Below are 23,934 nucleotides of genomic sequence, written 5' to 3'. Positions count from 1 at the left end.
CCAGGTGTTCTTCGAGGTCGACAGTGACGGTGTCAGTCGAGGGTGGCGCGGTGAGAAGTGATGACATCGACGATGAGATCGACGGTGTATTCGAACTCGCGATCGCGGTCGAAGCGCGCCAGGTGGGGTGCGGCCAGGGTGACTTGTGGCAGTCCGGATGCTTCGAGCGCGTGCCGGCGTTCGGCGATTCCGTCGGCGTCGCTGGTGCCGAATGTCGGTCCGGCGGAGACTTCGCGGAGCAGTGTTCCGACCAGGGTGGCCAGGACGGTGCGAAATAGATGGACTGCTTCGTCGGGGGTTCGCCCGGTTCGGCGCAGCACGGTGAGGACGGCTTCGATCGGGGCGAGACCGGCAAGTGATGAGAGCTGACGCGTCAGGACCAGGGGTGCCGCTTCCGGGTGCGCGAGGGTGACGCGGCGGAATTCGTATGCCATCGCACGCAGGTCGGCTCCGATCGAGTCCGTCGGCTCGGGCATTCGCAGTTGCTCGAGAATGTATTCGGCGACGGTGTCGAGCAGGTCGTCTTTGCCGTCGACGTGGTGATAGAGGCTTTTGGCGTCCACGCCCAGCGTGCGGCTGACGGATCGCATGCTCACCGCGGCGATGCCCTCGGCGTCGATCACCGCGAGCGCGGCGTCTCGAATCGCCGCGCGCGAGAGCTGTGCCTGCGCTTTCGGTGGCCGTCCGCGGCGAGGCGGCTGGGTCGATGCTGCGTCGGTCTTGGCCTGCATGCTCCCACCCTTGCATATTTCAACGCCGTGGGTTTAATCTACGAATAATTCCCACGCCGTGGGATTAATGACTCGAGGTGATATGCAACTGCCATGGCGACAAGGTGACGCGCTGGACCTGGCGAGCATCGGTTCGCGTGTCGAGTGCCTGGCCGACCTGTCGAAGATCGACGGTGGGCCGGGTGCGCGGCTGACCGCTGCGCGGAGTCAGGCCGAGGTCTTCCGTGATGAGTTCGCGAGCACTGGTGTGCCAGACAGCGTGGTGACGTGCGACCTCGTAACGCTGCCCTACCCGACGCGGTTCGGCCTGTTCCGCGCATCCCGTGCGCTGGCCCCGTTCCTCGCGATCACGAACCGGATGCTGGTGATCCGCTGGCGCGAGAGCGACGGGACTCCGCGGGTGCTGCTGTTCGAGCCGAGTGACGTCGAACTCGGCCGCTACACACCGTATTTCGACAAGCTCGCCCGCCGCACCCCGGATATCGTGGCGCGGCGGATGGTGATCGAGCACGGCACCGTCACCGACCATCTGTCGAGGCTCGGCATCGACCCGGCCGAGGTCGACTACCTTATGTTCGACCACCTGCACACCCAGGACCTGCGCCGCTGGATCGGCACGACGGCGCATCAGACCGACCTCGGGACGCAGCCGAAACCGGTGTTCCCCAACGCCAAGGTGATCGTGCAGCGGGACGAACTGGCCGCGATGGCAGACCTGCACCCGCTGCAAAAGCCCTGGTATCAGCCCGACACATACCGCCATGTTGCACCGGATGCTTTCCTGCCCATAGACGGCTCGGTGATTCTCGGTCCGGGCGTCGCGGTGGTGAAGACGCCGGGCCATGTCTTCGGTAACCAGAGCCTGGTGCTGAATACCTCGACCGGCATCTGGGTGAGCAGCGAGAACGTCATCGCCGCCGAATGCCTCACACCGGAGCACTCACGACTGCCCGGAGTGGCGCGCTGGGCGGGGGAGTGGGGGCAGGAGATCGTGCTCAATGCCAACACCATCGAAACCACGGCCGATCAATACAACTCGGTCGTGTTCGAGAAGACACTGGCCGGTCGCAGCCAGCGCGACTCGCGTTTCCTCCAGTTCTTCCCATCCAGCGAATTGACCGGCGCATGGACGAACCCTGGAACAGCGCCGACATTCACCCACGGCCGCATCACACATCACTGATACCGCAGGAGTTTTCATGACCGAACGCTTTGCCGTGCCACCTGTCGAGGTGCTGCGCGCCCGCGAGAAACTCGTCCTCGATCACTTCCACGACGAGGTGCGCCAGGACTGGGACGACGTGCTGGCCACGTTTCCGCATCCGCATTACGAGATCATTCCCACGCTCACCATCCATGACGGTGACTCCGAGGTTCGCGGCTACTACCACGACACCCGCGTCGCGTTTCCCGATCAGGACCACGAGATCATCGCGCTGCGGCACAGCGCAGACGCGGTCATTGTCGAATTCTGGCTACTCGGAACACATTTGGGGCCGCTCGGTGGCATTCCGCCCACCGGCTCCCGGCATCGCACCCGGATGACGGCGTACTTCGTATTCGACGACAACGAGAACCTGATCGTCGAGCGGATCTACTTCGACACGCTGTCCATGCTCAAACAGCTCGCCAGTGGCGTGAACCTGCGCGACCCACGCAAGTGGCCGCTGGTCTTTCGCGCACTGCGCGGATTGCTCGCTATGTCGAGCAATCCGAATCGACTGCTCGTCGACACCGCACCAGCCGACCTCTCGGCCTGATTCGAACGGATGAAAGGAATCTCGCGCATGCGCGCACTCATCGGCGGCGCCGGCCTGACCTGGCAACTCCGCGACATCGACGAGCTGGCCGACGTCGTCGCCGCCTTGACACCTCGGGCACTGCCCGCCGTCGCCGACGGCAAGGTCACGCCACGTCTCGATGGTGTCTACTCGCCCGATCAGGTGGGCCAGGCGGCGCAGCGGCTCCGCGAGAATGCCGCGGTCGGCAAGATCGTGTTGTCCTTCGCCGATGCGCACACCGGCCCGGTACCCGCACCCACGCCGAAGGCGAACATATTCGGCACCATTCGGCAGCTCGGATATGTCGTGCGCGACATCGAGGCATCGATGCGGGGATTCGTCGACTGCGGCATCGGCCCCTGGTTCTACCTCCAAGGTGTCCAGCCGGGGAAATTCACCTATCGAGGCCGACCGTCGGCCATGGCGATGAATGTCGCGGTCGCCAACAGCGGCAAGATCCAGATCGAACTCATCCAGCCGGTCGACGACGAACCGTCCATGTACAAAGACTTCCTCGACGCGGGCAACGAAGGCCTGCAGCACGTCGCCTACTGGAGTGAGAACTACCAGGACCTCTATGACCGCACGCTCGCCGCCGGGTTCACCGTCGGTCAGGAAGGCGAGATCGGCGGCCCGACAGGACGTTTCGCCTACCTCGAGACCGAACATCACCCCGGCACGGTCATCGAGATCTCCGATCTCGGCGGCAGCAAGAAGTTCGTCTTCGACCTCATCGAGCTCGCCGCGGCGAATTGGGATGGCACCAACCCGATTCAGGTCATCGACCCCGCTCTGCTCAGCGGCGACCCCGCCGCGATGGAAGTGATGAAAGCGGCACTCGGATGAAAGTCCATCACCTCAACTGCGGCACGATGCGACCACCCGCGACGCCCGACGGATTGGTCTGCCACGTCCTGCTCGTCGAGACCGATAGTGGTCTGGTCCTGATCGATTCGGGCCTGGGCCTAAGCGATGCCGAAGCGCCTGGCGAGCGCTTCGGCCCCGGCCGCTTCTACGTCCGGCCCGTCTTCGATCCGAACGAAGCCGCGATCAACCAGATCCGGCAGCTCGGATATGACCCGGCCGATGTCCGGCACATCATCCTCACCCACTTCGATGCCGATCACGCCGGTGGTTTGGCCGACTTCCCTTGGGCTCGAGTGCATCTCACGGGTGCCGAAGCGTTCGCCGCACAGCATCCACGGACGTTGATCGAACGGGAGCGTTACCGACCGGCGCAGCGCGCCCACCACCCGGTGCTCGTCGAACATGAACCGTCGGCAGGCGAGGCGTGGCGCGGGTTTCCGGGAGCCGAGGAACTCACCGATATCGCGGCCGGGATCGTGCTGATCAACCTACCCGGCCACAGCCGTGGTCATGCCGCCGTCGCAGTCGATGCCGGTGACCGGTGGATCCTGCACGTCGGGGATTCCTTCTATCACCACGGCCAGCTCGACGGCACCGGTACCGCACCCAAAACGATCACCGCGATGGAACGCGTCATCGCCCACGATTGGAAGCTGGTCCGGGCCAATCACCAACGGCTGGCTCAGTTGTGGGCGACGGCCGAGCCGGACCTTCTTCTCGTCAACGCACACGACCCGCATCTGCTCGACCGTGCCACCGCGCGTGCGTGACGCAGCTTCCTCGGCGCTACGTGGAGATCAACTATCGGGCTGTTCGATGAACTCCGGGTAGACCGTGAAATGGCGGACCGTGCCTGATATCTCGGGAAGTTCGAGAGGTGTTGTCCACGTTCGGAAGTCGTCGTAGCAGTCGCTGTAGAAGTATTGGTGGTCGGTGTAGGCGTCGAAGTAGATGCGCCAGCCACCGTCAGGGAGTGCGATGACGCACTGTCCTTCGACGGGAGCGCCCCAACCGGCCCAATCGTCGGTCGCCACAAAGGTGTACGGGCCGAGTAGGCGGTCGGCGACGGCGAGTTCGATGTATTTGGTGGACTCGTTCTTGGTGAACGCGTAGTAGCGCCGGTCGACGCGGACCACGGTGGTGTCGATATAGCCGTAGGAGGTGTTGCCGGGCTGGGCCAGTCCGATCGTCGGCTTCGGCACACTCCATGAGCGCAGTTTCGAGTCGGCCGTGATCAGGTGCGGTGTGAACCGATAGCCGTCGGAGAGCGACACGATAACGTTGATGCTTCGGTCCGTATCGATGAACCACTCTGGTGCCCAGGTCGATGTCACGCCCGGTAGTGGCACCGTGATGTCGTAGAGGTGACTCCAGTTCAGCCGGTCCGCGCTGTAGGCGAAACCGATGGTTCGCCCTTCCCAGCCGGTGGTGTAGGTGAGGTAGTAGTAGCCATCGATATTGCGAAACACGCTGGGATCGCGCAGCAGGCCCGTCGGCGGCCGGTAGGCGGGCCCGGACAGCTGCCGGAAGGTGATCGCATCGTCGGATTCGTAGACATACAGATCGGTTTCGCTGTCATTGGTGAATGCGGTCATGGTGTACCGCGGCACCGAACGCGGTCGCTGCGTCGCCGCCGCGTGCCCGGCGGCGGGCAGCGCTGCGGCCAACGCCAGCAACGATCTTCGGCTGAGCAGCATGCGCTGATTGTGCCGTGAAGTCGTCTGAATATTTGTCGACACGCCGCGTGTTATCGGTGGGCCTAAAGGCAAGGCCTGTCCGGCCTTTCGAGATCAATCCTTGCGCATCCAGGCGAGCATGATGCGCGCCTTGCGGAGTCGCCAGCCTGCCGATGTCCGCACCGCGGTGCCGGCCAGTCGCAGGCCGCCGGTTTGGTGGGGCGGTTGGCCGTCGCGGTAGTAGTACACCAGCGAGTTCGCCGACGCTGCTGCCTGGTCGCCGTCGACCTCCACCAGCAGATCAGTGGTCGTGTGCTGGGTGAGTTCGCCATTGACCTGAGACCGCCGCATGAAATCGGCGACCTTGTCGATGCCGCGGACTTGGATTCGCGGCGAGTGAACCTCCACATCGTCGGTGAAGACGGTGTCGACATCCTCGTACCGCACCTCGTCGAGCAGGCGGGCGAAGCGGGTGAACAGGTCGGCGATTTCGATACGGTCGGCGATCAGAGTAATCGGTGGACATGACATCCTCTTTCGTTGGTAGTGCCAACATTGGCAACGCCAACTATACAAGGTTTCATTGGTTGCGCTGGTTTCACGCCTGAGAACTCCACATCGCTGCCATCAAAACCCTCCTGCGCCCTGACCGACAAAGCCTCGATGGCGCAAGGCTTGTGTCGCAATCTCGTTGCCGCTCAGAAGAGTCCACCGCCGGCGGTGCAGGGATTGGTGTGTGATCCAGCGGGCGTCGGGGGAGGCGGGGAAGGCGCCGATATCGGCGTCCTTACTGCCGCTTCGCGCGGTGCCGTCGCCACCAGGTCACGCCCCATACGGCGTGAAGGGTGCCGAGGATGAGCAGCACGACCACGCTGTCGAGGTTGGTTGCTACCGGATGGCTCGGTCCGAGTCTGTCGATGGCGCGGTAGATCAGGGTGAGATCGGCGGGGAGGGTGAAGGTCACCATCGCGGCCAGACACAGCACGGTTCCCAGGACGAGGACGACGCTATAGACGCGTACCGCGCGGCGTTCGTGCGATGGCAGGCGGAGGCTGGGATCTTCTGCCGTGTCGGATCGGCGAAAGATGATATATCGCAGCCGGTTTCCGAGATAGCGCGCATATGCGATGCCGTCGCCGTACAGGTCACGGCATGCGGTGAGGTCCTGCAGCACGAAATAGATGTCCGTGCGCATGAACACCATGAACTGAAACGGCAAGGGCAGCAATGCGATCACGACGACCGCGGCCAGAATCCGGTGCGGCGTCGTTGCCTGGGCGGTCGCAGCCGCGAACATCATGGCGACGGCCGCGACCGAGAAGTTTGTCGACATACCTGCCAGATAGGCGGTGAGCCGATGTCGCCGTGGCGCGAGTTCGATTCCGCTGATATCTGTTTCGGCCACCAGGAACTGCAGGCGCGTTCCCAGTCGGATCCGGGCGTGCACGCCGGTCGCCCGCGCGACGACGAAGTGTGCCAGCTCGTGGACGAATACCAGCGACCAACCCGCGGTGACGCTGAGCACGAGCACGACGCTGCCCGCGGGACTCCAGAGCAGGTTATGGAAACTCGGCAGCAAGTCGGGCCGTACGGCGAGTGTCGCGACTGCGGCAACCATGAGACAGGCGAACAGCACTGGAAAGACCGGGCTCAGCGCGAACCGCACATGCTCGGGGCGTATCCACGGAAACGTTGCCGGTCGCGGCGGGACGCACGGCACCGGCCGCCCATCGACCTCGGCTACGAACTCCAGCTCCATCAGCGCCGCTACGAAGGACAGCACATCGAACTCGCGTCCCTCGGCGTCGGCCAGCCGCCCGGCTGCCTGTTCGATCGTGTGGCCGGCTCGCAGGAACTCCAGTGCGGTCGCCCCCGCGCTTGGGAGTGCCACGAACTGCCGAGTCTCGAACCGGCCTACGATCCACTCGTCGCGATCAGGCCGAGTGGCCAAGTCGTGCAGTCGGATTCGACTGTCGGGTCGCGGGGTGAGGGCCGTGTGCGCGTCGGTCACGGCGGGCCGCCGCATGCCGGGCAGTCCGGCCGAGAGGCAATGCGGTCGGGCACCGACGCGTCCAGACGCACCAGATTCACGTCATAGCGGAACCCTGGTTCGATCGGCGGGGCGCCGGTCAGCGTCGCGAGCGCGAAATGCGTGAGGAGAGTGCCGGTGAGGGTCGCCGATACGATGTTGACCGGATGCCAGGGCAGTTGTGGCGCAAGGCTTTCCAGTGTCGTCTCAGGAGGCAGCCGCATATCTGCCTGTTCGGCTCGGTGATCGTGCAGGCATTCCCAGCAGGCACTCTGCCCGGGGCCGTGCAGGCTGCCCGACACGGTCGGGCCGTGGTAGCCGCCTACCACCCAGGGCACGCCCGCGGCCAGGCAGGCCCGGTTGGTCCATCGGCGGATCGTGCGCGGCTGGTCAGCGCACAGGGCGAGCAGGTCGTATCCGGTTTCGAGCAGTTCGGCCAGGTCGGACTGCTCTGTTATCCGCCGCCGTTCGCCCGTGACTCGCACATCGGAGTTCAGCGCGCGCAAGTGCTGGACCGCGGCCTCGACCTTCGATCTGCCGATATCGTTCTCCCGGAACAGGATCTGGCGATTGAGGTTGGAAAGTTCCACAACGTCGGCGTCGACACAATGCAGCTGCCCGACACCGGAGGCGACCAGGCCCTGCGCCACGATCCCGCCGGTTCCACCGACACCGACGAGCAGAACGCGGGACCGGCGCAGTCGAAGTTGCACGTCCCAAGCGCTGACCCGAGCCGTCCGGTCTATCCACCGAAAGAACGCCACACCGCGCGAATAGCGCTCCAGCTCCCGCTCCGACAATTCCACCGGCACCGTAGCACCGGCATCTTCGAGGAAGCCCGCGTCCGACAACTGTTGCATCGCGTCGGCCGCGGGCACTCCCGGATAATCGGACAGCACCACGTCGACTATCTCGTCGGGCGATCTGGTGCCATCCAGTGCGCTGATCAGAACCCGCACCCAGCCATCCGGATCTTCGATTTCCACTCCGAGGCCGTGGACCGTGGCACCGATCCTGATATTGCCGTCGATCGTGACATACCGACCGTGTTCCGGTTTGATCCGTGGCCGCAGCATCCGTTCAGCGCGCATCCGGCCTACCGGGCATACAACTGCTAATTGCCGCCATTACCGCCGCTGTCGCCGGTGGTCTCCTTCTTGTCCAGCGGCCGGATCACAATGGCTGCGCGCTTCTCGGCCGTGGATTCAGCCGGTGCCTTCTCACGCTCGTTCTTCATCGGAACTCCTTCCATCGAAAACCGGACGACGGAGTTGATCACCGCTCATCGAACTGCTGTGGACCGGTCGACCGCCGGACGAACGGGGGTCTTGTCGACTGCTTTCGCCATGACCACACTCCGTATCATCGGATACGTGCACACCCGAGACGGGTGACTGACGATTCGATGGTTCGCCGCTCGGGCGGTGGAAGTCAACGACGGTAATCCCAAGAGTGGGAAGAGATTTCGGCATTCGCAGCTGTGCAGCCTACCCGGACGAGAGGCCTGTGCCAGCCGCCGGCCAACTCGCCGGGCGATCTGGTGCCGTGCTCTGCGGCGAGCCGATATCGACGCGGATCCGCGCCCGCGGTGGAATCAGTATGGTGCCCGCATCGAGCATCGGGGCGCGACCACTTGGACGATCTGGCCCTCGTGGGTTTGAAAGTCGCAAAGCGGGCCAACTCGGACATATCTGGAGCTGTTCCCCGAATACCTAGGAATCGCCATGACCGAAACACCCACCGGGTTGTATATCGAGACGTCGCCCACGGCGACACGGTCGGTTACCGAGCTCGTCAACGATGCGACCGAGCAAATGGCCCGCCTGATCCGGGACGAGATCAAGCTCGCGGAACTCGAAGTGCAGAGCAAAGGCAAACGTCTGGGACGCGGCGCGGTTGTGACCGGTGCCGGTGCGCTCGCGGCATGCTATGGCGGCGCCGCCGTCATCGCGGCGGTGATCATCGCCCTCGCGGGTCCGCTGTCCGGCTGGGCCGCCGCGCTGATCGTCGGGGCGGTGCTGCTCCTCGTCGGCGGCACCTTGGCCGCCATCGGCAAGAAGGACCTGCAGAAGGCGGTGCCCCTGGTTCCGCAGGAGGCGATCAGCGGAATACAGCAAGACATCCATGCGATCAAGAGCGGAGGCTAGCGATGAGTGATGAGAGCACCCCTTCAGTCGGATCGCCCGAGGCAGAGCTGCTGCGCGCCGATCGCGACCTGGCCAGACAAGAGCTGGGACAGACCATGGCGGAACTGACCGGTAAGCTCGATGTGAAGGGCAGAGCCGAGGCGGAACTGCATCAGACCGTGGACAATGCCCGCGCCAAGGTGCATCATGCGGCGGAAACCGTGCGGGAGAAGCGTGAGAGAGCCAGCGCCGCAACGCAAGACCGCGCCGTACAGTTCGCCGCCGTGACGCGCAGTCGTCCGGTGCCCGTCACGGCCGCGGTGACGGCCGCGATCGCGGCCTTGGTGACCTGGCTCATCCTACGTGACCGACGCAACCTGGGCAAAAGACGGCTAACGCGCCACCGTCGTCATCGGCACTGACCTGCAAACCCGCACCATCCGCTGACCCTGTGCACTGCCGGAGATGTTGGGCGGCAACATGTTCGGTACCCCGGCTGTCCGAGTCGCAGCCCGCAGGGGTTGCTCTCGGACGGTACTATTACCTTTCGATCACAGATGTGGTCGACTGAATCACGTGGCCCGGCACGGGCTTTGAGGCACGTGTCGGCGCGCGACAGCCGATGAAATGTGGGGAAAACTATGAGCGCCAACAAGTTCGCCGCCACCGCCCTGCTCGCGATCGGTGCGACCGGCATTACCGGAGGCGCCGTGCAGGCCCAGCCGGTAGCAGCCGACACCACCGTGCAGGCGACCGATCACGGCATCAACTTCGTCACCGCACCGACAGCAGACCGCCGAGGAGTCAGCACCACCATCGAGGCCGGACGGTTCACCGTGGCCGCCGATGCTCTTTCGATCACCCTCACCGACGCCGTCGGCAATGCGGTGACCTCGATTCCGCTGGGGCTGCAGACCGCGGCCGGGACCGTCGCCCTCACGCCGGAGATCGCCAATGACGGCCGAACCCTCACCCTCACAGCGCAATCCGACACCACGCGGACCGCGCAGGCAATCGATGAGGCCTCCGACACGATCGCCCGCAAGCAGTACAACGCCGGGATCGGCGCGCTCATCGGCGCCGGGATCGGCGCGGTGATCGGCTTCTTCCTCGGTGGTGTCGGTGCCCTCGTCACCATCCCGATCGGCGCGGGCATCGGCGCCCTGATCGGCTACTCCACCCCCTGATTCCGGATCACGAGCACTTCGAGTCCCTGTGTGCCGCTGCCGAACAACAGCGGTGCACAGGGACTCGCGTCAGTCAGCCCACCCCCGATATTGATATCGGTGAGCCATTCGCCGCCGCGCGCCGTCCGGCACCGAGCGGCAGTTTCGTTTAGTCTTTGACGATTCGTGTGTCTGGTTGTTGCGCGCCGGCAGGTACCGATCGGTCTTCGGCTGACGATGGGAATTCCGTGCATCTGTGGAGCTACATCCGAGGACGGGGCGAGGTTCTGGCGTTCCTGACGTATCAGCATGCCTCCCTGGCGTTTCAGACGGTGCTGGTCGGGACCGTCATCGCAGTCCTGATCGCGGTGGCGGTCTATCGGCTTCCGCTGTTGTCCGCGCTTTCGTTGACCTCGAGCCGGGTCGCGCTGACGATTCCTTCGCTCGCGCTGTTGGCGCTGCTGTTGGTCCCGTTCGGACTCGGCGTGGTCCCGTCGTTCATCATGCTGGCATTCTTCGCCGCGTTGCCGGTGATCGGCAACGCGATCGTGGGCCTGCGGTCGGTGCCCGCGTCGGTCGTCGAATCCGCACGCGGGATCGGCTTTTCGCGATGGCGCATTCTGCTGACCGTCGAATTGCCTATTGCCTGGCCGGTAATCCTCACCGGGATCAGGGTGTCCACGCAGATGATCGTCGGCGTTGCCGCCATCGTCGCTTATGTTCTCGGCCCCGGCCTCGGATCACTGATCTTCAACGGCCTTTCGCGGCTCGGCGGGGCGAATGCGCTCGAAATGGCTTTGACGGGTACGACTCTCATCGTCCTCATCGCGTTGGTGTTCGACGCGCTCCTCGTCCTGCTCGGCCGCCTCACGATCGCAAAGGGACTGTCATGACCAGCCAACCCGCTCCGGCCGCACCGGAGCGCAATGTCACCGGTGCGTCCATCGAGCTGGATTCGGTTGTCAAGCGCTACAAGGGCCAGGAGAAACCGGCGGTCGAGCGGCTCGATCTGGACATCGATGCGGGCGATATCGTCGCGTTCGTCGGGCCGTCCGGCTGTGGCAAGACGACCACACTCAAGATGATCAACCGGCTGATCGAGCCGACCGAAGGCCGGATCTTCATCGGCGGCCGCGATGTCACCCGAGAAGATCCGGACAAGCTGCGGCAGTCGATCGGATATGTCATCCAGTCCGGCGGGCTATTCCCGCACTGGTCGGTGGCCAAGAATGTTGGCGCCATCCCGCGGGTGCTCGGATGGGACAAGAAGCGGATCGCCGAGCGCACCGAGTATCTGCTCGATCTGGTCGGTCTCGACCCGGGCACCTTCGCCGACAGGCTGCCCAAGGATATGTCCGGCGGACAGCAGCAGCGGGTGGGCGTCGCCCGCGCGCTCGCCGCGGACCCGCCGGTGCTGCTCATGGACGAGCCGTTCGGCGCGGTCGATCCGATTACCCGGGTTCGCCTGCAGGACAGTCTGATCGCGATCCAGCACGAACTCGGTAAAACCATCGTGATCGTCACCCACGACTTCGAGGAGGCCACCAAGCTCGGCGACAAGGTGCTCATTTTGTCCGAAGGCGGTCACGTCGAGCAGTACGCGCGCCCGGAAGAGATCCTCACCGATCCGGCCACGCCGTTCGTGGAGGAATTCGTCGGATCCGGCGCGAAACTGGCCTATCTGACCGTCTCGCGGGTGCGCGATGTCGCCTACGACAAGGTGCTCACCGCTCGGGTGGGGGAGTCGGCGCAGGGTGTGATCGAACGTGCGAAGGCCGCCGGACACACCTGGATAGTCGTCGTCGACGAGGCGGGGCGGCCGCGGTCGTGGCCCTCGCTCACCGAGGTCGCGACCAAACCGGAGGTCTCCGACTTTCTCGATCGGCGGTTGCCTGTCGTCGCGCGGTCCTCGACCCTCAACGACGCGCTCGATGCCATGCTCGCGACCAGCCAGGGTGCCGCACTCGTCACCGACGGCCGCGGCGCGGTGGTCGGCTCGCTCAGCATCAACTCGGTGACGGAGGTGATTCGGGCCAAACTCGCCGAGGGGAACGCCGATGGCGAGGACATGTCGTACGAGACGTACGTCGACGGAACCGATCCGGCGCCGACCCCGGTGGTCGCCGCCGACGACGAACCCGGATCGGCCGGGCAGTCATGAATCGTCTGCGCCGCATTCCGATCGACGTGTGGTTCGAACCGCTCGTCATCGGTGTCATCGCGATCGGATACGTCATCTGGTATCGCTCGATGACTTTCACCGCGACGGAGCGGGCGTCACTCGGCTGGGCCAACCTGCAGACCACGATTCTCGCCCACATCGAACTGACCGTGGTCGCTACGGTGATCGTGGTCGTTGTCGCGATTCCATTGGGCATCGCGCTGACCCGGCCCGCGCTGAAGCGGTTCGAACCGATCGCCGTCAATATCGCCAATATCGGCCAGGCCGCGCCCGCGGTCGGTCTGCTCGTCTTGTTCACCTTCTGGTTGGGCACCGGATTCCGCACTGCGGTAGTCGGTCTCGTCGTGTACGCGATCCTGCCTATTCTGCAGAACACCATCGTCGGGCTGCGGCAGGTGGATCAGCGCACGATCGAGGCTTCGCGGGGTATCGGTTTCTCCGGTACGCGAACATTGTTCCAGGTCGAGCTCCCGCTCGCGGTGCCGGTGATCCTCAACGGTGTCCGCACCGCGCTGGTCATCCTGGTCGGTACCGCGACATTGAGCACCTTCATCGGCGCGACCAGTCTCGGCACGCTGATCACCACCGGCGTCACCCTTTTCCTGCCCAAGCTGCTCATCTCCGGCGCGATCCTCGTCGGACTGCTCGCGTTGATCATCGACTGGCTCGGCAGACTCGTCGAACTGGCCGCGACTCCGCGAGGTGTGTCATGAGGTCGCGACTGGTCACACTGGTTTCGGCACTCGTCGCGACAACGGCGATGCTCACCGGATGTGGTCTGGTGAGTTCGTCCGGAACATTCCACGAGGCGCGGCTGCCCGGCGGCGAGCGGCCGCTGGACGGTGCGAAGCTGGTCGTCACCTCGAAGAGCTTCACCGAAGGGGTATTGCTCGGCAAGATCACCGCGACCTACCTGGCCGCGGCGGGCGCTCACGTCACGGACCTGACCGGAGCGCCGGGTTCCGCATCGTCTCGACAGGCCCAGCTCAACGGCGATGCCGACGTGCTGTGGGAGTACACCGGCACCGGTTGGGTCAACTACCACAACCAGACCGAGACGATCTCGGATCCGAAGGAACTCTGGCAGCGAGTCCATGACATCGAGAAGCGCGATCACGACCTGGAGTGGTTGCCGCCGGCCAATTTCAACGACACCTACGCATTCGGCGCATCGACGCCGAATGCCCAACGCCTGCAAGTGAAGTCGCTGTCCGAGGTCGCCGCGCTCCCGGTGCCCGATCGAACCTTCTGCGTCGACGACGAATTCTTCAGCCGCTCCGACGGTTTCATTCCGATGCTGCAGAAGTACGCGATCCCCTACAACGATCCGAACGGTGTTCCTTCCGGCAATGTCACGCGTATGGACGCCGGTGTCGTCTACACGGCGACGGCCAAGGGCGCACCGTGCAATTTCGGCATGATCTACACCACCGATGGTCGGGTCAAGAACCTGAATCTTGTCGTCCTCGACGACGACAAGAAGTTCTTCCTGCCCTACAGCGGTACCGCGGTAGTGCGCGGCGTCGTCCTCGACCGCTATCCGCAGTTGCGAACCCTGCTTGGCACGATTTCCGAACACCTCACCGACGAGCTGATGCAGGACCTCAACGGCCGCGTCGATATCGATGGCGAGGATCCCGCCGACGTCGCCTACGACTGGCTGAAGAGCGAGAAGCTGGTCGAATAGCTAATTGTCGACCGGGGGTTGCAGGCTTATACGGTCTGCGAGGGCGTCGACGGCGTCCGCGTCGGCGTAGGCCTCGGTGGTCAGTTCGAGGAATGCGGCCCAGCGGTTTATGCGTGGTGTCCAGCGTTGGATATAGGCGTGGGCATGTTCGAACTCACCTTGCGTGCCGCTTATTCGCGCACGTGCAGCCGCTTCGGTGGCGGCCTGCACGGTGTTCTGAGCCAATGCCAATTGTTCTCGGCAGTGGTCGGCGTCCGGGACTTCCTCCCGCACGGTGTCGGCTTCGACGCGCAGGTTGAGGATGACTCCGGCCAGTCGGGGGTCGGCCGGCCCCGACCGTGGGGCGGAGGTTCCCGCGGCGATGGCTTTATCGCGGCGTTCACGTCGTCGCCGCTCCCGTTTCTCGGCCAGCGCCACTTGCTTACGGTAGGTCTCGGTGTCCGCGACGGTGACCACGGGATAGGTCAATACTGCTGTCGCCGACAGCATTTCGACGCCATTCCCGTCGCAGACCTGGATGGTGACCTGGTCCAGCTGCCGGTCCGGGTCGGGTTCGTCCTCGAGGCGCGCATCCAGGACCGCGTTTCGGTATTCGATCATGATGTCTGCGACGACCCGATCGAACACCGCGGTGCCGACCTCGACGTGGTTGGTGCACATGCGGCCGGTGCAGTCATCGGGAATGCCGAATTCGCCGTCACCGGAGTCGACAACGGATTTCCCGGTGGGACCGCTGCCGACAACCTCCCAGGTGTAGGTGTTGGATTGCGCTACTTCGGCTCGCTCCACACAGTCCTCGGACATGGCCTGACCGTACTTCATGACGGTGCCGGGAATCGGGCTGTTCTCCGAAGCCGTCGAGATACGCCGTTGAGCCCGGCGCGTCGGCTCGGACGGCACCCTCGATCCCATCGGCGAGATCCGTTATTTGTGCTGGTTGCCGGGTATGCGAGCGGCAGGAGGTGAGAAGAAAATGATTGCTCTGTTGCTGGTCCTGCTGCTTGCGCTGATCTTGTTCGGCGTTGGGTTCGCAGTGAAAGCTCTGTGGTGGGTCGCGATTGCGGTCCTGGTGATCTGGGCGCTCGGCTTTGTATTCCGGTCGGCCGATACCGCGGGGACCCGCGGTCGCTGGTATCGCTGGTGAATCCGCGCTCACCGCAGGGGACCGGTATGCGGATGGGCCTGGAAGAATTCCCACATGATCTGATTGGCGTTGAGCGATGCGGTAGCGCCGACCAGTGGTTCGGGGGCGATCGGCGGCGAGCCCGGCCAGGTGTGCCCGCCGCCCAGCAGCGCGTATAGCTCGACGGCGCCGTTTACGGGGCACGGGTACCGGAACAGGGTGACGTCGCCGGTAATCCGGCGCTCTTCAGGCTCTGGCGGGGTGATCGTCGCGAATCCGTGCTCGATTCCGAACCGCCCACACCGGTGGCGACGTGTTCGACCTGGGCGGGCTCCAGGTACCAGTGGATGGGTGTGCCCATGGGTGGCAGAGGCGGCCGAACTTGTCGGTGGCGACCGCAATACTGTCTCGTGCCGATGAATTCGAGCCGCCGGTCCCGTCTCAACCACTGTGGCGAGATCCGATGTATCGGTAACGCGCCACACATATTCCTGTCGAGACGCCTGGAGGTACACCCGATGTCAGCCGAACTTTCCGCCCCCGCCTCGGGAGGGCGGACGCCGACCGTCATCCGGGTACTGGTACTCGCGACCTTCGTGGTGATCCTGAACGAAACCATCATGATCAACGCGATCCCGCGGCTGATGGCCGACCTCGAGGTCACCGAGCGGGCGGCGCAGTGGGTGTCCACCGCGTTCATGTTGACGATGGCCTCCGTCATCCCGACTACCGGCTGGTTCCTGCAGCGGGTATCGACCAGACGGGCCTATGCCGTGGCGATGGGCGTCTTCCTCGCCGGTACCACGCTGTCGGCCGTCGCGCCGTCGTTCGCGGTACTGCTGCTCGGACGGGTCATTCAGGCCGGCGGTACCGCCGTAATGATGCCGCTGCTGATGACCACACTCATGACCGTTGTGCCCGAACAGGACCGCGGCCGGGTGATGGGCAATGTCACCCTTGCCATTTCGGTGGCGCCCGCGCTCGGCCCGGTGGTCTCCGGGATGGTGCTGCAGATCGGTTCGTGGCGTTGGCTTTTCGTACTGGTCCTGCCGATCACCGCGGTCGTCACGTGGCTGGGTCTGCGTCGGCTGGAGAATGTCGGTGAACCGCAGGCCGGGGCGATCGACTCGGCCAGCGTGGTGCTCGCCGCGCTCGGATTCGGCGGGCTGGTATTCGGGCTCAGCCGGTTCGAGAGCGACAACCTCACCAGCCCGGCTCTGATCGTCGCCGCGGGTTCGGCCCTCATCGCCGTATTCGTATTCCGTCAGCTGCGCCTGCAGCGCACCGGCACCCCGCTGCTGGATCTGCGGGTCCTGCTTTCCGGCACCTACGCGAAGGCGCTGGTGCTGATGTCGGTCGCGTTCATGGCGATGCTCGGCTCGATGATCCTGCTGCCGCTGTATCTGCAGAACCTGCGTGGCCTGAGCCCCTTGCAGACCGGCCTGCTGGTGATGCCGGGTGGGCTGGCGATGGGTCTGCTCGGGCCGACGGTCGGCCGCCTGTTCGACCGCTTCGGTGGACGCGTACTCGTCATTCCCGGCTCGGTCGGGATCGCCGCGGCGCTGGCCGGATTCACCCAGATCTCGATGTCCATGCCGTACTGGCAGCTGCTGGCACTGCACATTCTGCTGATGGTGTCGCTGGCCGCCGCCTTCACCCCGGTCTTCACCCTCGGGCTCGGCGCGCTTCCGCAGCACCTGTACTCGCACGGCAGCTCGATGCTCGGCACGCTGCAGCAGGTCGCCGCGGCCTTCGGCACCGCCCTGGTGGTGACGGTGATGTCGGCTCGCAGCACCGGACTCGTCGCCGACGGCACCGACCCCGTCACGGCCCACCTCGACGGCATGCGTCTGGCCTTCCTGGTCTCCGCCGCCCTGGCACTGGTCGTGATCGTCATGGCTGTGCTGCTGCCGAGCCGGGCGGCGGCCGCCCCTGAGGATGCCGAGGAAGTCGACACCGCAGTCCCCGAACTGGTCAAGAGCTGATCCAGCACGGCGAAAACCCCTGACTGCATTTGCGCGCCAGGGGTTTTCGTCATTCTCGGCCCGCTGGGATTCAGCCGACGATGGCGGACCAGATCCTGCCGCACTCGGCTCGCGGATCTGACCGATCGCCATGGTCGGCACCTGGCCCAGTTGCTCGCGGCGCGACTCGGTTCCTGACGTGTGCGGGATCAGCGGATCACGAATGGATTTCCGACGGGCGCACCGGAATTGATCCAGACCGTCTTGGTTTCGAGGTATTCCCGGATTGCGTCTATTCCGTTTTCCCGGCCGATGCCGGAATCCTTGAATCCGCCGAACGGCGCCATGAAACTGACGGCGCGATATGTGTTCACCCACACGGTGCCGGAGCGAATGCGCTCGGCCATGCGTAGTGCACGGCCGATATCGCTGGTCCAGACGCCGGCACCGAGGCCGAAGCGGACATCGTTGGCCAGGGCGACGGCATCGTCCTCGGTGCGAAACGGAATGACGGCGAGCACCGGTCCGAAGACTTCTTCTTGGGCGATGCGCATCCGATTGTCTACGCCGGTGAAGATGGTCGGTTCGATGAACCAGCCGTTACCGCATTCCGGGCGCGTCGCGGGCGCACCGCCCAAAGCCAGTGTGGTGCCTTCCTTTTCGGCGATGCGCAGATAGTCCAGCACCTTCGTGTACTGCGCCGGTGTGGTGATCGGGCCGACCTGGGTGTGCTCGGACATGGGGTCGCCCATGCGAGCCGTGCGCGCGAGTTCCACTACGCGCGCGACGAATTCGTCGTGAATGCTGTCCTGGACAAGCAGTCGCGATCCAGCGATGCAGGTCTGGCCGGTGGCGGCGAAAATGCCGGAAACGACTCCGTTGACGGCGGCGTCGAGATCGGCGTCGGCGAATACGACATTCGGGGATTTGCCACCCAGTTCCAGACTCACGTGCTTGAGGTCGCGGGCCGCGGTCTCGTTGATTGCGCGCCCGGTGAAATCGGATCCGGTGAAGGTGATCTTGCGGACCAGCCGATGCTCGACCAGGGCCGTACCGACGTCGCCGCCGAAGCCGGTCACCACATTGATCACCCCCGGCGGCAATCCGGCCGCATGGAACAGCCTGACCAACTCGATCGTGGAGACGGAGGTGAATTCCGACGGTTTGATCACCACTGTGCAGCCTGCGGCAAGGGCTGGGGCCAGTTTCCAGGTGAGCAGCATCAGCGGTGAATTCCACGGCGTGATGATGCCGACGACACCGACGGGCTCTTGGCGCGTGTAGGCGAAGTAGCCCTTCTTGTCCAGCGGCAGCACCGTCCCCTCGATCTTGTCGGCCAGTCCGCCGTAGTAGTAGAACCACTGCGGCAGATAGCTGAGTTGGCCATACATTTCGGCGAATAGTTTGCCGTTGTCGCGGACTTCGAGCTCGGCCAGCCGGTGCGCATGCTCGGCGAGGGCGTCGCCGAGGCGGCGCAGCAGTGCGCCGCGAGCGCTCGCGGTGAGTTCCGGCCAGGGACCGGAGGTGCAGGCCCGGTGGGCGGCCTGCACCGCGGCGTCGACATCCTCGGCGCCGCCCTTGGCGATTCGGGCCCATGGTTCGCCGAGATACGGGTTGTCGGTGGGGAACCACTCGCCGCCGACCGGCTGATGGTCATGCCCGTCGATGAACATCGGATACTGCTGCATGGCGAACCTCGGTATCGGAAGACTCTGCGACCGATCATGAGTGATGATGAACACAGTTGAGAAATAAAAATAGTTGATGGCCATATTTCCGGACGGCATATGACGCTGGTGCGTGACGCGATGGGCGTCTGTTCGCCTGAACCGTTCGACGGCAATCGATCTGGTCAATCCGCCGTGGTTTCGCTGCGGTCGACGAGTCGGGCCGAGGGCCAGCGCCCCTCCGCTACCGCGGTGCGCACCTGCCGGATGAGTTCGGCCGCAACGACTTCGGCCGCAGCGGGTACGCGGCCGGTGCGCGGTATGCCGAGGACGATCAGGCGCCAGACCTCCGGCTCGCATACCGGTGCGGCGCTGAGTGTTCCGCTGGCGACATCGTCGGCAATGCCGACGCCGGGCAGGATCGTCCAGCCGTGTCCGCCGAGCACCAGCAGTTTCTGTAGACGCAGTGAATTGGTCTGGACGGTCACGTCGAAATTCACCTGCGTCCGCGCGGAGGCGCCGTCGATGAGGGCACGCAGCGCATGCCCCGGCGCGGGCATCACCATCGGATGGGTCGCGACCTCGGCCAAGGTGACAGGACGGTCGGCATGCAAGTTGTCGCTCGGTGGCGCGACCGCCCAGAGCCGTTCCCGCGCAAGCGGTTCGACATTGAGCGATGGTGTGCTGGTCAGGTTGTACAGCAGGCTCAGATCCAGGTCGCCGTCATCGAGCCAGCGCTGCAGATGTCCGGAATAACCAGTGAGTACGCGCAATTCGATGCCGGGATGATCGTGGGCGAGCGCAGATACCAGTGGTTCGGCCAAGAGGTCGGCGGCGCTCTCCAGCAGGCCGACGGTGACCACCCCGGTGACGACTCCGGGCGCCGGGCGGAGTTCGGCGCGGGCGCGATCGAGTTCGTGCAGGGCCCGCCGCGCCCGCTCGACCATGACCGTCCCGGCCGCGGTCGGGCGCATACCCTGCCGGGTGCGCTCGAACAGTGCGACACCGAGTTCCTGTTCCAGCATCCGTATCTGCCGGGTGACGGCCGGTTGGACCAGGTGCAGCAACTCCGCGGCCTTGGTGACGCTGCCGACCTCGGCCACCGTGACCATGGCCTTCAACTGCTTGAAGTCCATCCGCTCCTCCTGCGCATCGCGAACCGGCATAGTGGTATCAGAACTCGGCATTTTACCCAGGCCTTTATTAGCTCTCATGATGATAGTGCGGGTGTGTATTGCCGAGGGGCGAGAGGAAGTCGTCGTGCACGAGCTCAATGAGGAAGAAACCGCGATCGTCGCGGTGGTGCGTGACTTCGTGGACCGGGAGGTCAAACCGGTCGCGCAGGAGCTCGACCATACGAACACCTACCCGGAGAAGCTGATCGATCAGATGAAACAGCTCGGGATCTACGGGCTGGCCATCCCGGAACCGTGGGGCGAGGCCAAGGTGTCCACGCCGTGCTACGCCGCCGTCACCGAGGAGCTCTCGCGCGGCTGGATGAGCCTGGCGGGGGCGATGGGCGGTCACACGGTGGTCGCAAAACTGTTGCTGGACTACGGTACTCATGAGCAGAAGGACCGCTACCTGCCTCGGATGGCGACCGGCGAGCTGCGCGCGACCATGGCGCTGACCGAACCGGGCGGCGGATCGGATCTGCAGGCGATGCGCACGACGGCACGCCGGATCGGCGGGGAATACATCGTCAACGGGTCCAAGACCTGGATCAGCAATGCCCGCCGGTCGGATCTGGTCGCCCTGCTGTGCAAGACCGATCCGGCCGCGGACCCCGCGCATCGGGGGATCAGCATTCTGCTGGTGGAGAAGGGGCCCGGATTCACGGTGTCGCGGGATCTGCCCAAACTCGGCTACAAGGGTGTCGAGAGCTGTGAGCTGACCTTCGACGATATGCGGGTGCCCGCATCGGCGCTGCTCGGCGGGGTCGAGGGCGCGGGCTTCGCGCAGATGATGCGCGGTCTCGAGGTCGGGCGGATCCAGGTGGCATCGCGTGCGCTCGGCGTCGGTCGGGCCGCGCTGGAGGATTCGATTCGCTACGCCCAGCAAAGGGAAAGCTTCGGCAAACCCATCTGGCAGCACCAGTCCGTCGGCAACTATCTCGCCGATATGGCGACGAAACTGACCGCCGCGCGCCAGTTGGTGCAGTACGCGGCGCGGCGCTACGACTCGGGCGAGCGCGCCGATATGGAGGCCGGTATGGCGAAACTGTTCGCCTCCGAGACCGCCATGGAGATTGCGCTCAATGCCGTGCGCGTGCACGGTGGCTACGGGTATTCCACCGAATTCGATGTGGAACGCTACTTCCGCGACGCGCCGCTGATGATCGTCGGTGAGGGCACCAACGAGATTCAGCGCGGTGTGATCGCCCGCCAGCTGATCAGCCGTAATCGGATCAACTGAGTTGTCCGGCACCGACTTTCCCGGAAGGCACAGCATGCGCCGCCCTCTCGAAGACATCACCGTGGTCGCGGTCGAACAGGCGGTTGCCGCCCCGTTCGCGACCCGTCAGCTCGCCGATCTCGGTGCCCGCGTGATCAAGATCGAACGCCCTGGTGGCGGCGATTTCGCCCGACGCTACGACCGAACCGTCCACGGGGAGTCGAGCTATTTCGTGTGGCTCAATCGGGGCAAGGAGAGCGTCGAACTCGACGTCAAGGATCGCGCCGACCGCCGACTGCTCGATGCGATGATCGCCAGGGCCGATGTATTCGTGCAGAATCTCGTCCCCGGTGCCGCCGAACGGCTCGGACTCGATGCCGAAACGCTGCGCGCGGCCCGGCCGGAGCTGATCCACTGTTCGATCTCCGGCTACGGCCCCGAGGGTCCGTATCGGTCGAAGAAGGCCTACGACCTGTTGCTGCAATGCGAGACCGGGCTCGTGATGTCAACGGGCACACCGGAAGTGCCTGCGAAAGCGGGCTTCTCGATCGCCGATATCGCCACCGGTATGTATGCCTACAGCGGCATCCTCACCGCGCTCTACGACCGGGCGCGCACCGGTATCGGCGCGAGTCTGCATGTCGCGATGATCGATGCGCTCGGGGAATGGATGAGCCAGCCTGCCTATTTCTCCCGCTACGGCGACGAACCACCGCGCCGCACCGCGGCGAAACATCCGTCGATCTCTCCGTACGGTCCGTTCCGCACCGCCGACGGCACCGTATTCCTCGGTATCCAGAACGAGCGCGAGTGGACTGCGCTGTGCGACGCGGTGCTGGGACGTACCGACCTGATCAAGGATCCGCGGTTCGCGACCAATACCGATCGGGTGGCACACGACGGCGAGTTGACTGTGCTGCTGGAGCAGGCATTTGCCGCATTCGGGACCGATGAGGTGATCGAGCTGCTGGAACGGGCCGGAATCGCGAATGCGCGGTTGCGCACACCGGCCGAGTTCACCGAGCACCCGCAGCTCGCGGCCCGCGATCGTTGGCGGCCGGTGGATACACCCGGTGGGGTAATGCAGGCGATGCTGCCGCCGGTGGTGGGCGGCTGGGAACCGGCGATGGGTGCGGTACCTCGGATGGGGGAGCACACCGCAGCCCTGCGCGCGGAATTCGCGTCGGCAGAACATGTTTCGAAGGAGTCGCTGGCATGACCGAGGTGGTCGAACGCACCGAATTGCTGGTGCCCGGTCCGGGGGAGGCGCTGAGCGGGCTGCTCGGTGTGCCATTGCCCGACCTCGACAAGGGACTTCCGCTGCTGTGGCACTGGATCTACTTGCTCGAACGACCCGCACAGGCGGACCTGGGACCCGATGGTCATCCGATTCGCAATACCGTTCCGGCGCCGCCGGGGCCTGGGCGACGCCGGATGTGGGCCGGAGGGCAGGTGCGCACCCGCGGTGCGCTGGTGTGCGGCGAACCGGCGACGAAACGAACGACAGTGCTGTCCACACAAGAGAAGCAAGGGCGCAGCGGCGCGTTGACCTTCGTGGTTGTCGGCCACCAGATACTGCAGGGCGATCGGATCATCGTGGACGAACGGCAGGACATCGTCTACCGCGACGCCGTCGAGGCGAGCGGGGGAACCGGCGAACCGGAACCGGGCCAGGACGCGAAAGTCCCTGCTGCCGAAGGCGAATGGGCCATCGACACCTCGCCGACCCTGCTGTTCCGGTACTCCGCGCTCACCTACAACGGCCACCGCATCCACTACGACCGCGACTACGACCGCGATGTCGAGGGCTATCCCGGTCTGCTCGTACACGGACCGTTGCAGGCGCTGGCCATGGCAGAGGCCGCCCGGGCCCGCGGCTACACCGGTGACCAGGTCTTCGACTATCGGCTGCGGTCGCCGCTGTTCGACCATCAAGGGCTGGTCGTCTCGGCGACCCCGCGCGACGGTGCGTTGGTGACCGTCGCGCGGGACGATTTCGGACGGCGAACCGCTACCGGGACATTGCATCCCGCCGACTGACGACGTGGTGGTCAGCGCCAGGCTGCGCAGCGATCAGGCGTTGGCCTTCTCGTACGCCTGGGCTACTTCTGCTGAAATCCGTCCGCGGGCTGACACCGCGATGCCTTTGGCGCGGGCCCAGTCGCGGATGGCGACGGTGCGGGCGCGATCGTTGGCCGTGCGCGAGGTCTGGCTCTTGCCCCGGGCCGCGCGGCCGATTCTGCGAGCGCTCGAGGCCCAGGGCTCGAAGATGCCGCGCAGTTGGCCGGCGTTGACCGTGGATAGGTCGATCTCGTATTCGACGCCGTCGAGGGCGAAGGCCACTGTTTCCTCGGCAGCGGATTTGCCGTCGAAGTCATCGACGAGCGTCACAACGACCTTGCGTGCCATGGGCATTCCTTTTCGTGGGTGGACAGCGGGGCAGAGATCGTAAGCAGAGGGTCGTGATCATAACGAGCGGCCGCACGACGATCGAAGCTGCCCCGAATCGAACCCGGACGTGCGCAGTTCCTGGGATTCATT

Annotated in this window: 26 protein-coding genes; 16 read left to right on the top strand and 10 right to left on the bottom strand. The window is 64.9% G+C overall.

Going from position 1 to position 23,934, the window contains the following annotated elements:
• Positions 1-32: 32 nt before the first annotated feature.
• Positions 33-731 carry a TetR/AcrR family transcriptional regulator gene (locus tag ACFYOW_RS02335; RefSeq protein ID WP_387283738.1) on the bottom strand — a complete coding sequence of 233 codons (699 nt, stop codon included), beginning with the start codon at positions 729-731 and terminating at the stop codon, positions 33-35.
• Positions 732-813: 82 nt separating this feature from the next.
• On the opposite strand from ACFYOW_RS02335, the gene ACFYOW_RS02330 reads away from it, so the two are divergent.
• From ACFYOW_RS02330 to ACFYOW_RS02315, 4 genes are read left to right on the top strand one after another with little or no spacing between them, the layout of a single operon-like run.
• Positions 814-1,914 carry a hypothetical protein gene (locus tag ACFYOW_RS02330; protein ID WP_387283737.1) on the top strand — a complete coding sequence of 367 codons (1,101 nt, stop codon included), beginning with the start codon at positions 814-816 and terminating at the stop codon, positions 1,912-1,914.
• A gap of 16 nt (positions 1,915-1,930) precedes the next feature.
• Positions 1,931-2,491, top strand: coding sequence for an ester cyclase (locus ACFYOW_RS02325; protein WP_387283736.1), 561 nt, complete (start codon positions 1,931-1,933; stop codon positions 2,489-2,491).
• A gap of 27 nt (positions 2,492-2,518) precedes the next feature.
• Positions 2,519-3,358, top strand: a complete 840-nt coding sequence (locus ACFYOW_RS02320) for a VOC family protein (protein WP_387283734.1) — start codon at positions 2,519-2,521, stop codon at positions 3,356-3,358.
• Complete coding sequence (locus tag ACFYOW_RS02315; RefSeq protein WP_387283733.1) at positions 3,355-4,149, top strand: MBL fold metallo-hydrolase; 795 nt, start codon at positions 3,355-3,357, stop codon at positions 4,147-4,149. Before ACFYOW_RS02320 ends, ACFYOW_RS02315 begins: the two co-directional genes overlap by 4 nt.
• Before the next feature lie 27 nt (positions 4,150-4,176).
• Here ACFYOW_RS02315 and ACFYOW_RS02310 read toward each other — a convergent pair whose 3' ends face one another.
• From ACFYOW_RS02310 to ACFYOW_RS02290, 5 genes are all read right to left on the bottom strand, one after another.
• Positions 4,177-5,076 (bottom strand): glycoside hydrolase, encoded by a 900-nt coding sequence (locus tag ACFYOW_RS02310; protein WP_387283732.1) that lies wholly within the window; start codon positions 5,074-5,076, stop codon positions 4,177-4,179.
• A gap of 93 nt (positions 5,077-5,169) precedes the next feature.
• Positions 5,170-5,586: a nuclear transport factor 2 family protein gene (locus ACFYOW_RS02305; protein WP_387283730.1), complete on the bottom strand. Its 417-nt coding sequence runs from the start codon at positions 5,584-5,586 to the stop codon at positions 5,170-5,172.
• 256 nt (positions 5,587-5,842) lie between these two features.
• Complete coding sequence (locus tag ACFYOW_RS02300; protein ID WP_387283728.1) at positions 5,843-6,946, bottom strand: site-2 protease family protein; 1,104 nt, start codon at positions 6,944-6,946, stop codon at positions 5,843-5,845.
• Between the two features lie 116 nt (positions 6,947-7,062).
• Positions 7,063-8,175 carry a HesA/MoeB/ThiF family protein gene (locus ACFYOW_RS02295; RefSeq protein WP_387283726.1) on the bottom strand — a complete coding sequence of 371 codons (1,113 nt, stop codon included), beginning with the start codon at positions 8,173-8,175 and terminating at the stop codon, positions 7,063-7,065.
• Between the two features lie 23 nt (positions 8,176-8,198).
• A complete protein-coding gene (locus tag ACFYOW_RS02290; RefSeq protein ID WP_281006183.1) occupies positions 8,199-8,321 on the bottom strand; it encodes a hypothetical protein in 123 nt (40 codons plus the stop codon).
• Between the two features lie 487 nt (positions 8,322-8,808).
• Here ACFYOW_RS02290 and ACFYOW_RS02285 point away from each other — a divergent pair, with 487 nt between their 5' ends.
• The 7 genes from ACFYOW_RS02285 to ACFYOW_RS02255 all read left to right on the top strand — a co-directional run bounded on the left by ACFYOW_RS02285 (position 8,809) and on the right by ACFYOW_RS02255 (position 14,245).
• The gene (locus ACFYOW_RS02285; RefSeq protein ID WP_387283724.1) at positions 8,809-9,231 is read left to right on the top strand and encodes a phage holin family protein; all 423 of its coding nucleotides are present in this window, start codon (positions 8,809-8,811) and stop codon (positions 9,229-9,231) included.
• Between the two features lie 2 nt (positions 9,232-9,233).
• Positions 9,234-9,632, top strand: a complete 399-nt coding sequence (locus ACFYOW_RS02280; protein WP_387283722.1) for a DUF3618 domain-containing protein — start codon at positions 9,234-9,236, stop codon at positions 9,630-9,632.
• Positions 9,633-9,851: 219 nt separating this feature from the next.
• Entirely contained in the window at positions 9,852-10,397 is a 546-nt protein-coding gene (locus tag ACFYOW_RS02275; protein WP_387283720.1) for a hypothetical protein, read from the top strand.
• Positions 10,398-10,624: 227 nt separating this feature from the next.
• Positions 10,625-11,269, top strand: coding sequence for an ABC transporter permease (locus tag ACFYOW_RS02270; protein WP_387283718.1), 645 nt, complete (start codon positions 10,625-10,627; stop codon positions 11,267-11,269).
• A complete protein-coding gene (locus tag ACFYOW_RS02265; protein ID WP_387283716.1) occupies positions 11,266-12,537 on the top strand; it encodes an ATP-binding cassette domain-containing protein in 1,272 nt (423 codons plus the stop codon). The genes ACFYOW_RS02270 and ACFYOW_RS02265 overlap by 4 nt, the downstream gene beginning before the upstream one ends.
• Positions 12,534-13,271: an ABC transporter permease gene (locus tag ACFYOW_RS02260; protein WP_387283714.1), complete on the top strand. Its 738-nt coding sequence runs from the start codon at positions 12,534-12,536 to the stop codon at positions 13,269-13,271. Before ACFYOW_RS02265 ends, ACFYOW_RS02260 begins: the two co-directional genes overlap by 4 nt.
• Positions 13,268-14,245 carry a glycine betaine ABC transporter substrate-binding protein gene (locus ACFYOW_RS02255; RefSeq protein ID WP_387283712.1) on the top strand — a complete coding sequence of 326 codons (978 nt, stop codon included), beginning with the start codon at positions 13,268-13,270 and terminating at the stop codon, positions 14,243-14,245. The genes ACFYOW_RS02260 and ACFYOW_RS02255 overlap by 4 nt, the downstream gene beginning before the upstream one ends.
• Here the strand turns inward: ACFYOW_RS02255 and ACFYOW_RS02250 are convergent, their stop codons facing one another.
• Positions 14,246-15,049, bottom strand: a complete 804-nt coding sequence (locus ACFYOW_RS02250) for a hypothetical protein (protein WP_387283710.1) — start codon at positions 15,047-15,049, stop codon at positions 14,246-14,248.
• A 169-nt stretch (positions 15,050-15,218) separates the two neighbouring features.
• On the opposite strand from ACFYOW_RS02250, the gene ACFYOW_RS02245 reads away from it, so the two are divergent.
• On the top strand, positions 15,219-15,389 hold the full coding sequence (locus tag ACFYOW_RS02245; RefSeq protein WP_387283708.1) for a hypothetical protein: 171 nt from the start codon (positions 15,219-15,221) through the stop codon (positions 15,387-15,389).
• Between the two features lie 497 nt (positions 15,390-15,886).
• Positions 15,887-17,353 (top strand): MDR family MFS transporter, encoded by a 1,467-nt coding sequence (locus ACFYOW_RS02240; RefSeq protein WP_387283706.1) that lies wholly within the window; start codon positions 15,887-15,889, stop codon positions 17,351-17,353.
• A gap of 188 nt (positions 17,354-17,541) precedes the next feature.
• Here the strand turns inward: ACFYOW_RS02240 and ACFYOW_RS02235 are convergent, their stop codons facing one another.
• A complete protein-coding gene (locus ACFYOW_RS02235) occupies positions 17,542-19,020 on the bottom strand; it encodes an aldehyde dehydrogenase (RefSeq protein ID WP_387283704.1) in 1,479 nt (492 codons plus the stop codon).
• 164 nt (positions 19,021-19,184) lie between these two features.
• Positions 19,185-20,165 carry a LysR family transcriptional regulator gene (locus tag ACFYOW_RS02230; RefSeq protein ID WP_387283702.1) on the bottom strand — a complete coding sequence of 327 codons (981 nt, stop codon included), beginning with the start codon at positions 20,163-20,165 and terminating at the stop codon, positions 19,185-19,187.
• A 94-nt stretch (positions 20,166-20,259) separates the two neighbouring features.
• Between ACFYOW_RS02230 and ACFYOW_RS02225 the strand changes: the two genes are divergently transcribed.
• From ACFYOW_RS02225 to ACFYOW_RS02215, 3 genes are read left to right on the top strand one after another with little or no spacing between them, the layout of a single operon-like run.
• Positions 20,260-21,414 (top strand): acyl-CoA dehydrogenase family protein, encoded by a 1,155-nt coding sequence (locus tag ACFYOW_RS02225; RefSeq protein WP_387283700.1) that lies wholly within the window; start codon positions 20,260-20,262, stop codon positions 21,412-21,414.
• Positions 21,415-21,448: 34 nt separating this feature from the next.
• Positions 21,449-22,612 (top strand): CaiB/BaiF CoA transferase family protein, encoded by a 1,164-nt coding sequence (locus ACFYOW_RS02220; protein WP_387283698.1) that lies wholly within the window; start codon positions 21,449-21,451, stop codon positions 22,610-22,612.
• Positions 22,609-23,433 (top strand): MaoC family dehydratase N-terminal domain-containing protein, encoded by an 825-nt coding sequence (locus ACFYOW_RS02215; protein WP_387283696.1) that lies wholly within the window; start codon positions 22,609-22,611, stop codon positions 23,431-23,433. Before ACFYOW_RS02220 ends, ACFYOW_RS02215 begins: the two co-directional genes overlap by 4 nt.
• A gap of 33 nt (positions 23,434-23,466) precedes the next feature.
• Here the strand turns inward: ACFYOW_RS02215 and ACFYOW_RS02210 are convergent, their stop codons facing one another.
• On the bottom strand, positions 23,467-23,802 hold the full coding sequence (locus ACFYOW_RS02210; RefSeq protein ID WP_387283694.1) for an Lsr2 family protein: 336 nt from the start codon (positions 23,800-23,802) through the stop codon (positions 23,467-23,469).
• Between the last annotated feature and the right edge of the window lie 132 nt (positions 23,803-23,934).

The organism is Nocardia sp. NPDC006982 (assembly GCF_042869435.1).
GTDB lineage: Bacteria > Actinomycetota > Actinomycetes > Mycobacteriales > Mycobacteriaceae > Nocardia.
This window is presented reverse-complemented; position numbering and strand designations above follow the sequence as displayed.